The organism is Rhodococcus sp. 06-156-4 (genome assembly GCF_002259345.1).
GTDB classification, from domain to species: domain Bacteria; phylum Actinomycetota; class Actinomycetes; order Mycobacteriales; family Mycobacteriaceae; genus Rhodococcoides; species Rhodococcoides fascians_E.
On the sequence record NZ_NPGB01000003.1, the window covers coordinates 387,571 to 403,660 of the forward strand.

Sequence of the window (16,090 nt, forward strand, 5' to 3'; positions counted from 1 at the left end):
GAACGACTCCGCACGCCTGCTCTGACGCGACCAGGCGTGCGGGGTCGGTAAAAGGGGTGTCAGGTTCCTGCCTGCGTCAGTCCTTCGTACGGGAAGGGTGGCGAGGACACTGCGAGGCTGAGTCGCTCGTCGTCGGTGAGCCTGCCGATCAGTCGGTAGCCGTCGGGTGAGGTTGCACGGACGGATCCGAGGTCGTCGGCAGATCGGTCGTCGACGCTCCATCCCCAGTCCGCCCAGGCGTGCGAGAGGACGGACAGCGCGTCCCGCCCGGTGCATCCGAGTACCCAGTACGCGGCCGAGAAGCGATGTGGCCCATCGATGGTGGTGTTGTCGTCGTAGGCGGGCTCGAACTTGCCGAGGGCGAGCTGTGATTCCGGGAAACCGGGGTGCCTACGGTTCAACTGCACGTCCGACGGTAGTGCGCGTCGAGACTTCTCGAGTGCGTCCAGTGCGCTGTCTCGTGCGTCGGTGCCGAATAGCGTTGTCATGCAGCACCCTTGCCTGCGATGATTCGGCCGATGGTGTCGAGGGCAGGGTTTCCGCGGTCGAAGTAGTTGCTTCCGTCGAAACGCGCGGTGCCCTCGACCGGGCTGGTGGCGTCGAGCGATCCAGGAAGCGACGTGTCGGCTGCGGCCACGACGACGTCTCCGTCACCCAACGAAGCCCGCTCGACGACGACACTGCCGTACCCGTGACCGAGGACGGTGTGGTGCGCGGCGTCGCCTTCGTGGGCCGCACGCAGACCTTCCTGAAACCGTTCCAGCCGCGGGGCACCGGCGTCGGCGAAGCTGTCCGAGGTGGCGTCGAGCAGGGTGGGAGGTGCGTTGTATCCCAGCCATGCGATGACCGAGTTGCGTGCGCCGCTGACCATGTTGGCGGAGTCGAGCAGGTTCTCCGCGCGTGAGAGGTCTCGTCCGATGGAGGCGAGCACCGTGGATGCTCCCGGCACGTAGGTGGCGACGTTCTGGGCGGTGTCGGGGTTGTTCAATGCCAATGCGCCTCGGCCGTGTTCGTCGATGTTCAACAGGTAGGTGGGCGCTCCGGCTCGGCTGAGTTCGGCTTGGACGGTGTCGTATCCGGCGAGGGCTGTCTCGGCGGCGTCGCGGTCGTCGAGCCATCGGGCGTAGTCGCGCAGGGCTGCTGCGTCGTCGTGGTTCTCGCTGGGGAGGTTGCGATCCTGCAGCCAATCGCCATGGCGCGCTTCGACTTCGGCGACACGGTCTCGCGCGTCGGACACGAGGGTGTGCAGGAGGACGGTGTTGTATCGGGATTTGTCGTCGGCGGGCAGTCCGTCGCGGTTTCCGATGGTCGGGTCCCACACCGCCAGGCCGTCGCGCTCGTACGGGGTGAGCCTGCTCCACAGCTCGGCCAGGTCGTGGGGTTCGTCGGGGAGGATCGACCGGATCTCCGGGATGTAGGGCTGCGGCTCGGCGACGGGCTGGAGGCCGAGGACCACGTCGACTGCGCGCTGCAGTTTGGTGGCGTAGGTGTAATCGGTGTCCACTGCGCTGCTGAGCATGGATTGCAGTTGGGTTTCGATGCCCTGCGCACGCTGCTGCAGATCGGGGTCGGCGACGCGCACGCTGCCGTCGTCGTGGACGTCGAATCCACCGGCGAGCGCGGTGTCGACGACCGCGAGAACGGACTGGCGGACGGCGGCGATCTCCCGAGCGGCGGCGTCGAACACTGCGGTGTAGGCGTCGATGGCGTCGACGATGCGGGTGTCGGCGACCTGGTCGACGAGGACCCGGGCGGTGTCGGCGGCGTCGCCTTCCCACCGTTCGAGGGTGTCGCGTGCAGCGCGGGCGACGCTGCGGAGGGACTCGTCGAACACGAGGTTGATCTGTGCCAGATCGTCCCCGACACAGGTCAGGGTGGCCGGATTCCAGGCTCGCAGTTGCGAGACGGTGACGGTCATGCCTGCTCGCCGAGGAACTTGTGCAGTTGCTCGCGGAACGCAGCTTCGGTGCGGTCGTAGCTGGTGGCACTCGATCCGGCGGCCTCGGCGATCTGACGGATGCGTTCGGCGGCCGTGCGGTAGGCGGCGAGAACTGTCTCGGCGGAGTTGCCCGCTACAGCCCCGAACGCCGAGTGAGGCATGGCCTCGACCCCCACCCGGAGCGGCGGCGACGGGTCGAGTGATGCCACAGCGTCGGCTGTCCTCGTCAGTGACGACGACAGCGCACGCAACGAGTCGGGATCGACCTGAAGCATCCGTACCCCCTCGGTTCGGCGGCCGTGCCTCAGGCCGCCATCCGCATCAAACGCCTTCTATTCCTGTTCGACGCAGCGGGGAGTGAAACGGTTCCCTCGATTTCCGAGATGAAGCTACAACTTGCCTGTCATGGCTGCGGCAGCGAGAGCTATCAGCACTGCAGTCCACAGGCCGACGACCGCGGCAACATGGAGGGGACGATTCTTACCGGGTGGGCGAGGGGGCGCCGTACGTGATGGCATGAGGACGATTGTGCAGGAACATGCTCTTGGATTGGTTTCGAGAACAAAAAAATACTTCAGTTGAATGCATGAGCTTGGTCATACCGCGCGTCTTGTTCCACGCAATGTCACAGGCAACCTGTCTAGCTTCCGATCGGCCGAAATCCTGCTCCTGTGCCGCCGCGTGCGTTCAACCGCGCCAGAGATTCGGCTGCGGATGCGTAGACCGTCGGGCTCAGGACGGGGACGGTGTCGGCGTGGCTGGCGATGCCGACGAGAGTGGTTCCGCTGACCAGAGCTCCGCCCGAGTCGGCCCAGAACGTGGGCGTTCCTGTGACGATGTCCGTGTCCGGTCGGACGTCCAGGACGGTGCCGCATGTCGTGGCGGTGGCAGCGCCGATCTTGCAGACAGGCTGGCCGGGGAATGCGGGTCCGATGTCGGTGACGGTGATTCCGCCGCGCGAGGACACGGGTATCACCTTGGTCGGGTCGAGTTCGACGACACCGTAATCCGGACCCCAGTGGCCCGAGACGGTCACGCCGACCGGTCCGGCGCCGAGGTTGTCGACGAGCGTGACCGGCAGGCCGGGCGACAGCACGCAGTGTCCGGCGGTCAGTCCGACGAGTCGTCCGGCCGCGTCGTATCCGACGGCCGCGAACGAGCACGCCGTGAGGTCTTCGATGCCTCCGGTCGTGATGTATCCGGTGCCCGGCCCCACGAGAGCAGCGGGGGCAGCTGGGGCAGCGACGGCCGGCGATGCCACTGCAATGCTCGCGACGAACGAGAACACGGCGGCTGCGCCGAGCAGCGTCGCTTTCATTCCTTGTATCGCCTCGACGGTGCAACGCCGTTGTCGAGTGCCCCCGGCTTGCGCACGGAGGTCGCCGGAGGCCGCGGGGTTCCGGGCGGCGTGGCCGTCGGGGGACGCGGTGTCGACGTGCGAGACGGCCCGGCCTCGTACGACGTCGGCGCAGCAGGCGGTTGTCCCGTTCCGTACGGCGATGCGGGCGGCGTGACCGGCGGCGGGGTCACCGGGGGCTGTGCGGCCGGATGCGCGACCGGTGGTGATACCTGAGGCGACGCGACCGGTGGTGACGCCTGAGGCGGCGCAGCCTGCGGTGCGGCGGCCTGTGGCGGGGAGGCCTGGCTGCCGTCCCATGCTGTGACGCTCGATCCCGGTGTCACCGGGTTGGGGGTCTGACGAGGGATCGACGAGTCCGTCTCGTAGTAGTACGAGTAGTTGTCGCCGCCCTTGCGTCCGGCGGGCATCATCGTGAACACGGCGCCGAGGATGTGCGCGCCGATGGTTTCGAGGTTGCCGACGGCTCGGGCCACCTCGTTCTCGGTGGTGTGGCCGTAGCGTGCGACGACCAAGGCGCCGTCGCTGTGGGTGGTCAGCAGTGCGGAGTCGGTGACCGGAAGCAGCGGGGCACCGTCGACGATGATGTAGTCGAATCGGCCGCGGAGTTCGTCGATGACGCGCCTGGATGCTTCGGAGCCGAGGAGCTCCGAGGGGTTCGGCGGCAGCGGTCCGGAGGCGAGTACTTCGAGGCCTTCGTATTTGGTGGGCTGCATGACGTCGGACAGGTCGGCCTGGTTGGCCAGGACGGTGGACAGACCGACGGATCCGATCAGTCCGAGGTACTTGGAGACCCGCGGACGCCGCAGGTCACCTTCGACGAGTGCGACGTGGTGGCCGGCCTCGGCGAGGGCCAGGGCGAGGTTGACGGCGACGGTCGTCTTTCCTTCGGCCGGAACGGCACTGGTGACGACGATGACGCGCGGCGGGTGGTCGACTTCGAGGAACTGGAGGTTGGTGCGCAGCTCGCGGTAGGACTCGGCGCTCGGCGAGTGTGCCGCGCCGAATTCGACGACGGCGTTCTCCTTGAGGTTCTTGTCGAACGGCAGGCTTCCGACGAGGGGGGTCTTGGACGCTGCTTCGAGCTTGGTGCGGGTCTTGATGGTGTTGTCGAGTCGGTCGCGCAGTACTGCGAGTGCGATGCCGAGCAGTAGGCCGACGGCGGCACCGAGGGCGAGGTTGCGGGTGGTCTTGGGGCTGACAGGGGCCGACGATTCCTGTGCCTGCTCCACCAGTCGCACTCCCGCGGCGGGGGTTCCGCCGTCTTCCGGCGTCTCGAGTTCACGGACCAAGGTGGTGAGCTGCGTTGCGAGGGAGTTGGCGATGTCGCGTGCCAGGCCGGGCGAGGTATCGACGACGACGATGTCGAGCAGCACGGTGTCCGGGGTGGACGTGGCCGTGACCTTCGACGCGAGCTGGGCCGGCGTCATGTTCAGGCCCAGTTCGTCGATCGTCCGCGCAGCGAGCGTCTCACCGGTGACGAGCTCGGAGTACGACGCGACGCGCTGCTGCGAGAACAGGTTGCCCTGGTAGGTCTCGCTGACGGTCGATCCTCCCGACGTCGAGACGAACACTCGGCTCGACGACTGGTAGGTCGGAGTGGTCAGTAGCGACACCGCAAGTGCACCCAGCACTGCGACGGCCACGGTGACCACGATGACCATCCATCTAGTTCGCAGTATCTGTAGGTAGTCCTGGATTTCCACTTGGGGCTCCCTCATCTTTTCCAGCAACGCTCGTGTTCATGTTTTCATGCTTGTCGGTCTTCTCGCGCGCTAGTTCATCAGCACTCGCCCGGCGTCAGGGTGAACTGCACGACATCTATGCGTCCGTCCTTGAATCTGGACGAACATCCGGTCAGGTAATGGATGTATCGCTCGTAAACTTCGCTCGAAGACAACGCAATTGCGGCTTCTCGCTGATCGACCAAGCGATCGGTCCATTCGTCGAGCGTTCTCGCGTAGTGCGGCCCGAGTGCGTGCTCACGTTCGAGCCGTAAGCCCGCTTCGGACGCTGTGGCGACCACCATGTCGGATTGTGCGAGCTGCCCGCCGGGGAAGATCTCCCGCATGATGAAGCGTACGAAGTGTGCGTCCTCGCGGGTGAACACGACGCCACTCGCCAGCACTTCGGCGATCGGCCGCATGACGATGGTGTGCAACAACATTCGGCCGTCGGGTGGCAGCACGGCTCGGCACTTGTCGAAGAACGCGGAGTAACGCTGGCGCCGGAAGTGCTCGAACGCTCCGACGCTGACGATGCGGTCGACGGTTCGACCGGCGGGTGGGCTGAATTCCTCCCACCCCTGCAGACGGATCTCGACGCCGTCGAGGTGCGCGACGACGGCACTGGCACGGTCGAATTGGTTGCGGCTCAGTGTCAGTCCGATGACGTCGACGCCGTACTTCTCGGCGGCACGCTTGGCGAGTGCACCCCATCCGCATCCGATGTCCAGCAACGTCATTCCAGGCTGCAGATCCAACTTGCCGAGCGCCAGGTCGATCTTGGCGGTCTGGGCCTCTTCGAGCGTCATATCCTCGCGTTCGAAGTACGCGCAGCTGTAGGTCATGCTCGTATCGAGGAACAGGGCGAAGAATTCGTCCGACAGATCGTAGTGCGCTTGGACGTTGTCCACATAGGGCTGCAGATTGGTGGTCATCACGCCACACCTTCCTTCGGCAGAAGCAGGCCGAGTTCTCGGCCGAGTGCGTGGGCGCCTGCTTCACCCAGCATGTTCTCGTGTTCGGCGTCGACCCGCACTACCGAGACCGGGCCGTCGACGAACTCGTCCCACTGCTCCGCGCCGCGCGATCCGCGTGCTGCGAAGTAGAGAACGTCCCCCTTGAACACCTGCGGCCGGTACGCGGCGACCCACTGCGGCGCGTCGGCGACGGGTGCGTACATGCGACGCAGGTTCTCGACGGTCAGGAAGGCGAGTTCGCCGCGGCCGTGGACCAATCCGTCTCGGATCTCGTCGAACGATTCGCCGTCCACGCCGAGCTGATCGGCGAGGTCGGCGATGCTGAACGGTGCGCTGTCGGTGGGTGCGGTCAGGGTCGCGTCGACCAGCGTCAGCTGCGCCACTTCCTCGCCCATGGACTGCAGCTGAACGGCGGCAGCGTGGGCGATCACGCCGCCGAGCGACCATCCGAGCAGGTGGTACGGGCCGTCCGGTTGCACGGCGCGGATCTCCGCGACGTAGCGCGCCGCGAAATCCTCGATGGTCGACGGCGCATCCTCCCCGCCTGCGATGCCGGGAACCTGCAGTCCGAAGAGCGGCCTGTCGGTCTCGCTCAGCAACGAGAGGTAACTCCACGCGATCCCGATGGCGGGGTGGATGCAGAACAGCGGCTCACCGGGGCCGTCGGTGCGGATCGGGAGCAGCACGTCGAACGCGCCGCCGTGGTCACGGGCGCCGGTCCGGAGCTGCGCGGCCACACCGGCGACGGTGGGGTGAGTCAGCATGGCCGTCACCGGGACGGTCAGCCCCAGCCGATCTCCGAGAGCGTCGACCACTTGCACCACCGACAGCGAATGCCCACCGAGATCGAAGAAGTTGTCGCCGACGCCGAATCGGTCGGCCGGTAGATCCAGCACGTCGGAAAACACTTGGTGGACTGCATGTTCGAGCGGTGTCGTCGGCGCCAGCTTCGGATCCGACGCCGGTGCCGGCTCCGGCAGGCGTGCCGCGTCGACTTTGCCGGACAGCGTGGTCGGGAGGGTGTCGACGCGGGTGACCGTGCTTGGAACCATGTAGGCGGGTAGGGTGCGGGCGAGGAACTCGCGCACCGAGCGCGGCCGCGCCGGTCCGACGATGTAGGCGGCAAGCGATCCGCTGCCGTTCAATTCACTGCCGTCGGATCCGCTGCGCCCGATTGCCGACGCCTGTTCCACTCCCGGGTGTTGCAGGAGAGCGGACTCGATTTCGCTGAGTTCCACTCGGTGGCCACGGATCTTGATCTGCGAATCGGCGCGGCCCAGGTATTCGAGTGAGCCTCCGACCCATCGGACCAGGTCGCCTGTGCGATAGAGACGTCCGGTTCCGAACGGGTTGGCCACGAAGCTGCTCGACGTCCACCCCGGCTTACGCAGGTATCCCTCGGCGAGGCCGTCGCCTGCAAGGTAGAGCTCGCCGACGATGCCCTCCCCCACCGGTCGCAGCCGGGAGTCGAGGACGGCGGTGGTGAATCCGCGGGTAGGTCGGCCGATGGTGACCGGACCGGCCGGGGGCGCAGCGTCCGTGCACGTGCTCATGACGGTACCTTCGGTGGGTCCGTAGGCGTTGTACACGCGGCGACCTGTCGACCACCGTTGCAACAGAGCGGCATTGGTGGCTTCACCGGCCATGATGACGACCTCGACCGACGGAGTGGCGTGCGGGTCGGTGATCTGCAGGACCGTCGGGGTCAGGCACACGTGGGTCACCTGGTGCTGCGCGATCAGGGTTTCCAGTGCGCGTCCGGCGTACACGTCGGGCGCGCCCACCACGACGGTTCCGCCGGAGCCGAACGCGAGCAGCAGTTCGAAGACGGATGCGTCGAAGGCGAGCGATGCGAACTGCAGCACGCGTGAATCGGGCGTCACGTCGAACAGTTCACGCTGGCTTTCGACGAGGTCCGCGATGCCTCGGTGCGTGACGCGCACACCCTTGGGTGTTCCGGTGGAACCGGAGGTGTAGATGACGTACGCGGTGCTGTCCATGGGAACGGTCCGGGCAGTGAAGCTCTCGTCCGAATCGGTGCCCACCGTCAGCCATGTCGGCTGGGCGAGGCCGGAATCGATCGCTGCGATGCCGGTGATCGGTGCGGCGTCGGACAGGATTTCGCGGATCCGGTGGGTCGGCAGCGTCGTGTCGATCGGGAGGTATCCGGCACCGGACTTCGCAACGGCCCAGAGAGCGATCACGGATTCGGCCGACCGCGGCAGGGAAACGGCAACTAGCGATCCTGGCTCCACGCCACAACGAACGAGGTTCTGGGCCAGGGCATTCGAACGCTCGTCGAGCTCGCGGTAGGTCAGCTCCTCGTCACCGTCGAGGATGGCCGTGTTGTCCGGCCATCGACGCGCCGCCTCGGTGAACACTGTGGCCAGCGTGTACTGCTCGGCAGAGCCGTCGGTGCTGACGATCGCGGACGAGTGGGCTGCGGCGAATTCGGCGCTTCCCAACCGGACGCTCGGATCGTGCGCGACGAGGGTGAGCACGGCCGCGAGCCTGTCCGCCAACGCAGCGGGCACCGAGGGTCCGAAGCGAGTGGGCGAGTAAGCCAGCCGCCCGGTCAGCCCGTCGACCGTTTCCTCGACGACCACTTCCAGGTCGAATTGCGTGCTCTCGATGTCGATGCGCCGGGGAGTCACGGAGGTGGAACCGAATTCCAATGTCGGCGCGCCGAGTTCACCCATCGCGAGCAACACCTGGAACAGCGGGTGCGTGTCGAGTGTGCGGGTGGGCGCCACGGCGTCGACCACCCACTCGAACGGAACGTCGGAGTTGGCGAAGGCGTCGAGGTCGCGATTGCGCACGTCGATCACGAATTCTTCGAACGTCGTCGACGGCTGCACGTCCGTTCGCAGTACGACGGTGCCGACGAACATGCCCACCAACTCGTCCAGTGCAGGGTGCGACCTGCCGGAGACCGGTGTACCGATGGCGATGTCCGATGAGCCGCTGGCCTCGGCCAGCACCGCTGCGAGGGCTGCGTGAACGACGACGAACACCGTCGCCCCCAGGCGATGCGCCAGGCCACGTAGGTCATCGAGAGTGTCTGCGTCGATACGGAATTCACCGGGAGTGTACGCAGCGTCGGCGTCCAAGACCCCGGTCGGCAGATCGAGGTAGCCCGGCAACCCCGACAGCGCAGTGCGCCAGTAGTCGAGCTGTGGTGCGGCGACACTGGCGAGGACGTCCTGCTGCCACAGCCGGTAGTCGGCGTAATCGACTGCGAGCGGTTCGAACTCGGGTGCCGAACCTGCACCGCGTGCCGTCAGTGCAGTGTCGACATCCCGCGCCAGCGGACCGAGAGACAGCCCGTCCACAGCAACATGATGCGCAACCACCGTCAGAACCTTGACTGTGTCTTCGGGTCGCTCCTGCAGGCTCCGCTCCTGCCTGGGTCGCTCCTGCAGGCTCCGCTCCTGCCGGGGTCGCTCCTGCAGGCTCCGCTCCTGCAGCGAGAGCCGTACCGGTGGTTCCATCGTCAGATCGAAGCCCTCGACGGGTGCTGTCGATGCGTCCGCGTGGCGTTCGTCGAGTGAGGAGACGACGGTGACCGCGTCCAACAGCGTGGTCGTCGGGCCGTCCGGCGTCGACGGGTACACCGTGCGCAACGGCAGGTGGCGCTCGACGACGTCGGTGATGGCAGCTCGTAGTACCTCGACGTCGAGGTCGTCGGGTAGTGCGAGCTCGAACGCGATGTTGTAGGCCGCGGAGTCGGGTGCGTACCGGTTCTGCAGCCAGATCCGGCGTTCGGCGGGGGCCGGCTGCGTGAACGATCGCGCGTCCGAACGGTGGGTCAGCGCAGGCCGGGGAGCGTATTCGGTGGACAGCTTCTGCACCGATGCGCCGAGAAGCTTTGCCGTCGGCGATTCGAAGATCGTGCGCACGGGCACGTGGGTCCCCAGGGCTGCGCCGATCCGGGTGGCGGCTCGGGCCGCGCGGAGCGAGTCGCCGCCCATGACGAAGAAGTTGGCGTCGACGCTCACGTTCTCGGCAGCACCGCCGAGGGTGTCGGCGAAGATACCGAGGATGACGTCTTCGGCGAGGGTGCGAGCTACCGCGTCACCCGCGAGTGCGTCGGGCGACACCAGGGCACGAGTGTCGACTTTTCCGTTGGCGGTCAGCGGTAGTCGATCGATCGGCACGATCGCCGTGGGCATCAGCGCCAGCGGCAGTCTGTCCAGCAGCCACAGCTTGGCGTCCTGCTCGCCCACTCCCACGACCCAGGCCACGATTCGGCCGTCCCGTGCGTCGGCGACGGCCGCGGTGACGTCGGCATGCGTGCGCAGTGCTGCCTCGATATCGCCCAGTTCCACTCGCACTCCGCGAATCTGGACCTGGGTGTCGATGCGTCCGCGGAAATCGAGCTCGCCGCCCTCCCCGATGCGTACCCGGTCGCCGGTGCGATAGAGACGGGTACCGCCCGGACCTGCGACGAAGCGCTCGGCGGTCAACGCTGCCCGCGAGCCGTAACCCCGGGCCAGTCCGCCCGCCAGATATAGCTCGCCGACGCCGCCGCGCGGCACCGGCCGCAGCCGTGTGTCCAACACGTGCGCCGAGATGTGCGCGAGGGGGCGCCCGATGGTGACGGGACTGTCGGTCGTCAGGCCGTCGGTCAGCGTCGCCACCACGGTGGCTTCGGAGGGGCCGTAGGCGTTGAGCATCAGCCGGTTCGGGCTCCACTGCGTCACGACGTCGGCTCCGAGGACGTCGCCGCCGACGGCTACCGTCGTCACGCTGTCCACGGGTGGGACCGTGGCGAGGACTGCGGGAGTGGACAGGAAGTGGGTGACGGCGTGTTCGGTGAGGAACTGGGCCATCGCGTCGCCGTCGACCAGGTCGGTCGGGGCGATCACGAGGGTTGCGCCCGCACCGAACGCCAGGATCAGCTCCAGCATCGCAGCGTCGAAGTTGACCGAATAACCGTGCAGTACCCGGGATTCTGCGTCGACGCGGTAGCGCGGAACCACCTGCTGCGCCAAGGCATGGACGGTTCCGTGGGTCACGGCGACCGGTTTGGGTGTGCCCGTGGATCCGGAGGTGTGGATGACGTAGGCGGGGTGCGCCGGCAGCAGCGTCGAGGTGCGCTCGGCGTCGGTGACGGGTGCGTCGCTGAACAGTAGGGCAGCGGCTTCGTCGACCCAGTCGATTCCGGTCTCGTTGCCGCCGAACCCGATTCGGATGCCGTCGAGGATTGCGGTGCGTCGGGCTGCGGGGTAGGTCGGGTCGACGGGGACGAACGCGGCCCCGGCCTTCGCCACGGCCCACAGGGCCAGCACGTAGTCCGCCGAGCGTTCCAGCGACAGTGCGACGAGTGATTCCGGCCCGACTCCCTCGGCGATGAGCAGGCGCGCGATGCGGTTGGAGCGACGGTCCAACTCGTCGTACGTCAGCGTCTCGGCTCCGTCGAGAGCGATATTTCCGTCGGTCCACACGTCCAACAGAGTGCCCACGGGTGCATCCACGGCGGGCTGCTCCGGCTGCCCCAGTTCGATGTCGCCCAGTTCGATGTCGCCCACCACCGCATCGGGTGTGTCGGCGACGGTGCTGAGCACGGTGAGCAGGGTGTCCGCGAAGTGCTGGACCGTCCGGTGCTCGTACAGGTCGGCGGCGTACTCGATCTGGCCGGTGATGCCGTCGGCGGTCTCGGTGAGTACCAATCCGAGGTCGAATTCCGAGGTGTGCGTCGGAACCGGCACGACGGTGATCGGGAGGTCGTCCACCGACCGGTGCTGTGCGTTGTCGAACGCGAGCATGACCTGGAAAATCGGGTGCCGGTCCAGTGATCGGTCCGTCGCGAGGGCGTCGACGATGCGCTCGAACGGCAGTTCGGTGTGCGCGAATGCGTCCAGGTCGTTGTGCCGGACGGCGGCAAGCAGTTCCGTGAAGGTCGACGAGGGATCGACGTCGACCGCCAGGGGCACGGTTCCGACGAACATTCCCACCATGTCGTCCAGTGCCTCGTGGCCGCGGCCGGCCGACGGTGTGCCGACGACGGTGCGCGAGGCGTCCCCGAACCGGGTGAGAGTGGTGGCGAGTGCTGCGTGCACCACCATGAACGTCGTTGCGTTGGAGGCCTTCGCGAGATCGCGAATCGCGGAGTGCACCGACGCGTCGACGGTGATCGGGACGTCGGCGGTGACCAGGGACTGCACCGGCGGGCGTGGATGGTCGGCGGGGAGGGCGGCCAGCGGACGATCGGTATCCAACACGGTTGTCCAGTAGGCGAGTTGGCTTTCCGCGACGGCGTCGACGACCGCTCGGTTCCAGACCGCGTACTGGCTGTACTGCGCGGGGAGTCTCGACCACGTGGGTGCGTGCCCGGCGAGTCGAGCGGCGTGTGCGACGGCGAAGTCACGGACCAGCGGGTCGATGGACCATCCGTCGATCGCGATGTGGTGCAGCACGATCACGACGGTCACGTCCTGATCGGACTGCAGAACGGCGGCGCGAATCGGCACGTCGTCGGCAACGTCGAAGCCGGCCGACGCCAGTGCGGCGATGCGCCCGCCCAGATCGTCCGGGTGCACCGCGTACGTGGGGATGTGGCCCAGCACCTGGCCGGTGGGCTTCACCACCTGGCGTGGGCCGCCCTCGTCCGCTGGAAAGTACGTGCGTAGCGATTCGTGCCGTTCGAGCACGTCTCGCAGTGCGGCCACCACGATCGATCCGTCGCCCGCGGTCGCATCGGTGATCCGCAGCGCGACCGGCATGTTGTAGGCCGGGGAACTGGCGTCGAACTGGTTGAGGAACCACATGCGCTGCTGCGAGTAGGACAGTGGAATCCGTTTCGGCACCGGCATATCGAACAGAGCCTGGGTGTCGAGCAAGTCGAGCGACGAACCCTGGTCGGCGGATGCGTCGAGGGCGGCAGCGACTCCGGCAACGGTGGGGACATCGAACAGCGTCGGCAGTGTCACCGCGCCGCCGAGCCTGGACAGCACGCGCGTGGCGCTGAGGGAGTCCCCGCCGAGGTCGAAGAACGAGTGTTCGCGCCCGACAGCCCGTCCTGTGAGACCGCCGGCGCCGAGGACGTCGGCGAAGACGGTCGCGACCAGCGTTTCGGTCTCGGTCCGCGGCGCCACGTACGCGGTGTCCTCGCCCACGACCGGCGCCGGCAGAGCACGTCTGTCGATCTTTCCGCTCGCGGTCATCGGGAAAGCGTCGAGAACCGTGACGTGGGCGGGCACCATCCACCGAGGCAGGTGCGCGGAGAGATGCGAGTCCAGATTGTCGGTTAAACCAGTGACATACAGCGTGATTCGTTGATCGTGCACGGCCGCGACGGCCGCCGTGACGCCGGGCGATCGGGCGGCGACCGACTCGATCTCGCCGAGTTCCACGCGGCGCCCCTGCAGTTGGACCTGGCGATCGCTGCGGCCCAGATACTCGAGCGCACTGCCGTCGACAGCCCACCGCACGACGTCTCCGGTTCGGTACAACCGAGCGCCACCGACGTCCGCAACGAAACGCGAGGCGGTGAGACCGGGTTGGCCGTCGTATCCGCGGGCGATGCCGTCGCCCCCGAGATACAGCTCGCCGACGCCTCCGCGCGGTGCAAAACGCAGGTGGGCGTCGAGAACAACGGCGCGGACGCCGGGAAGAGCGGTACCGATCGTGACGCGTTCGCCCACCGTCATGGGCTCGGAGAGCGTGGCCAGGACGGTCGCTTCCGTCGGTCCGTAGGCATTGAGCATCTGCCGACCGGACAACGCGTTGGCGGGCATATGGTTGGAGGCTGCCGCGAACCGGTCGCGCAGTTCCGGTGGGCATTCTTCACCGCCGACGTCGAACACGTCGATGCCCGCGAGGTCCTCGGGTTCGAGTGTCGCGAGGACTGCCGGGGAGGTCACGAGATGGGTGATGTTTTCTGCGGCAATGAAATCGGCCAGCATCCTGCCCGCGTACACCTCGGCGGGTGCGATCACCAACGTGGCACCGGCTGCGAACGCGGAGAGTATTTCCTGGATCGACGCGTCGAAGATCGGCGATGCGAGGTGCAGCACCCGAGACTCCGGCGTCACCGAATAGCGTTCCACCACAGCAGTTGCCAGCTGCGCGAGTCCGCGATGAGTGACGCTGACGGCTTTGGGACGCCCGGTACTCCCCGAGGTATGTACGAGGTAGGCCTCGTTGTCGAAGCGTGTTGTCGGAGTGGCTATCCCGAACGACTGCGCGTCGAGCAGATCCTCGATGGCCAGCCATCGCACCGACCCGGGTAGCGACGCCGCGAGCTCGCGGGTGGTGATGCCGACCTCGACGGAGGCGTCGGTGAGGATCTGCGTCAGCCGATCGGCCGGCTCGAACGGATCGACGGGCACGAACGACCCACCGGCCACCGATACCGCCCACGCCGCCAGAAGCGAGTGATACGACCGTCCGATCGCCACGGCAACTCGCGTCTCGGTACCGACCGGCAGCCCAGAGGCCACTCCCGCCGCGCTCAGGGCGAAATCGGCAGCGGTGTGGTCGATTCCGCCGTACCGAACGACTGCAGATTTCTGCAGCAACGAGGTCAACAGCTGCGGCTCGGTGGTACCCCACGCTGCGCTGTCCTCCGCGCCGGGGACGGTGAGCTCCGAGACCGACAAGCCGTCGGGAGCGCCGACGAGTTCCCGCAGCAGGTCGAGAAACCGTGCGTGGTGGTAGCCGAGCTCGTCGGCGGTGTACACGGCCGGGTTGCCGAGGAAGTCGACGCGGGTGGTCGCCCCGGCGACGCCCGGGTAGACGTTGACCATCATGTCGTCGATGGGACCGCTCGACAGCACTCGATACTCACCGACGACATCGCCGAGTCGAATTGTGCTGTTGTACATCATAATATTGACCGACGGACCGAAGATGCCGCGACCGGCGGCAGCGCCGACGTCGGTGCCCGCGGCACGCTGCATGTCCTCCACCCGGAACCGCTGGTGCCGAAGTGCGCCGGTGAGCTCGACCTGAATGCGTCGGAGAAGCTCTTCGACGGTGACCCCGGCCTCGACGCCGATGCGCAGGGGTACGACGTTGGACATCATGCCGGAGGAGTCGCGCAGCTTGGTCGTCGCACGTCCGGAGACGGGGAGGCTGAGCATGACGTCCTCGGTGTCGGTCATCCTCGCGAGGTACAGCGAGAACGCTGCGAGTACGACGGGCACGTCGGAGGAGTTGTAGCGGCGCGCGAGTTCGGCCATGGCGTCGGCGATCTCGGGCTCGAGCTCGGCCCCGACGCTGATCGAGACGCCGCTCGGCACCGAGGACGAACGCGCGAGGCGCGGGGCGTCACTGTGTCCGTCGAGCCGGCCGAGCCAGTACTGACGGTCGGCCTCGTAGCGGGACGACGCGGGGTAGGCGGCCTCGTAGTCGTAGATCTCACGGACGCCGACGGCTCGGGTCTTCGGCGCATCGGTGCCGGTGAGCAGAGCGGTGTAGATGGCGGCGGTGCGTTCCTGCACGGAGATGGCCCCGAGGCCGTCCATGACGATGTGGTGGGCGCGGCTGAACCAGTAGTAGTGGTCGTCGCCGACCTGGATGATGTCCGACGCGATCAGTTGATCCCGCACCAGGTCGACGGGTGTACGGTACTGCGCGTTCATGTACTCGTGGGCGTAGGCGACGGGATCGAGTTGGCCGCGGAAGTCCCGGTAGATCATCGCGTAAGGCACGTTGGTGTCGAACCATTGGTAGGGACGGCCGTCGATCTCGGTCAGCCTCACGCCCGGCGACTCCAGGTCACGACAGGCGATATCGGTGGCGCGGATGAGCGTCGGTGGGTCGATGTGCCCGCGGATCTCGACGTACTGCGCGATCGTGAACGGCACGTCCGGTGCAAGCTTCTGCGCGAAGTAGATGTTCATCTGGGCAGCAGAAAGCGGAAACAGGCCATCCTCCAGCGGCGCACTTCCAGACGACACTTCTGCTACCCCTCCTCAGGCTCACTGCGGACGGCTTCGCAGACAACTCAGCTACCCATACGGTCGTTCTGTAGGGTCGCAAAAACGACCTCGACCTCTCGTGGCCCCTCTACAAACTAGTGGACGAGCGGCAATTGCTCTACTTGCCGGGAAATGTCGGGGCATTTCGATGTTCGGGATTCGGCGAA

General features: G+C 66.9%; 8 protein-coding genes. All 8 read right to left on the reverse strand.

Features of this window, described 5'->3' with window-relative positions:
• Positions 1 to 59 precede the first annotated feature (59 nt).
• Complete coding sequence (locus tag CH290_RS02005) at positions 60 to 488, reverse strand: hypothetical protein (RefSeq protein WP_033189081.1); 429 nt, start codon at positions 486 to 488, stop codon at positions 60 to 62.
• The gene (locus CH290_RS02010; protein ID WP_033189080.1) at positions 485 to 1,918 is read right to left on the reverse strand and encodes an alpha/beta hydrolase; all 1,434 of its coding nucleotides are present in this window, start codon (positions 1,916 to 1,918) and stop codon (positions 485 to 487) included. The genes CH290_RS02005 and CH290_RS02010 overlap by 4 nt, the downstream gene beginning before the upstream one ends.
• Positions 1,915 to 2,214: a type VII secretion target gene (locus CH290_RS02015; protein ID WP_033189079.1), complete on the reverse strand. Its 300-nt coding sequence runs from the start codon at positions 2,212 to 2,214 to the stop codon at positions 1,915 to 1,917. Before CH290_RS02015 ends, CH290_RS02010 begins: the two co-directional genes overlap by 4 nt.
• Before the next feature lie 114 nt (positions 2,215 to 2,328).
• A complete protein-coding gene (locus tag CH290_RS30920; RefSeq protein WP_254924982.1) occupies positions 2,329 to 2,457 on the reverse strand; it encodes a hypothetical protein in 129 nt (42 codons plus the stop codon).
• A 122-nt stretch (positions 2,458 to 2,579) separates the two neighbouring features.
• Entirely contained in the window at positions 2,580 to 3,257 is a 678-nt protein-coding gene (locus CH290_RS02025) for a chymotrypsin family serine protease (RefSeq protein WP_052083136.1), read from the reverse strand.
• On the reverse strand, positions 3,254 to 5,002 hold the full coding sequence (locus CH290_RS02030) for a tyrosine-protein kinase domain-containing protein (protein WP_033189077.1): 1,749 nt from the start codon (positions 5,000 to 5,002) through the stop codon (positions 3,254 to 3,256). Before CH290_RS02030 ends, CH290_RS02025 begins: the two co-directional genes overlap by 4 nt.
• 77 nt (positions 5,003 to 5,079) lie before the next feature.
• A complete protein-coding gene (locus CH290_RS02035) occupies positions 5,080 to 5,955 on the reverse strand; it encodes a cyclopropane mycolic acid synthase family methyltransferase (RefSeq protein ID WP_033189076.1) in 876 nt (291 codons plus the stop codon).
• A complete protein-coding gene (locus CH290_RS02040) occupies positions 5,955 to 15,902 on the reverse strand; it encodes a non-ribosomal peptide synthetase (RefSeq protein WP_230620955.1) in 9,948 nt (3,315 codons plus the stop codon). The genes CH290_RS02035 and CH290_RS02040 overlap by 1 nt, the downstream gene beginning before the upstream one ends.
• Positions 15,903 to 16,090 lie beyond the last annotated feature (188 nt).

Coding starts and splice junctions, on each gene's coding strand:
- CH290_RS02005 (WP_033189081.1), bottom strand. CDS start 488: ATGACAACGCTATTCGGCACCGACGCACGAGACAGCGCACTGGACGCA.
- CH290_RS02010 (WP_033189080.1), bottom strand. CDS start 1,918: ATGACCGTCACCGTCTCGCAACTGCGAGCCTGGAATCCGGCCACCCTG.
- CH290_RS02015 (WP_033189079.1), bottom strand. CDS start 2,214: ATGCTTCAGGTCGATCCCGACTCGTTGCGTGCGCTGTCGTCGTCACTG.
- CH290_RS30920 (WP_254924982.1), bottom strand. CDS start 2,457: ATGCCATCACGTACGGCGCCCCCTCGCCCACCCGGTAAGAATCGTCCC.
- CH290_RS02025 (WP_052083136.1), bottom strand. CDS start 3,257: ATGAAAGCGACGCTGCTCGGCGCAGCCGCCGTGTTCTCGTTCGTCGCG.
- CH290_RS02035 (WP_033189076.1), bottom strand. CDS start 5,955: ATGACCACCAATCTGCAGCCCTATGTGGACAACGTCCAAGCGCACTAC.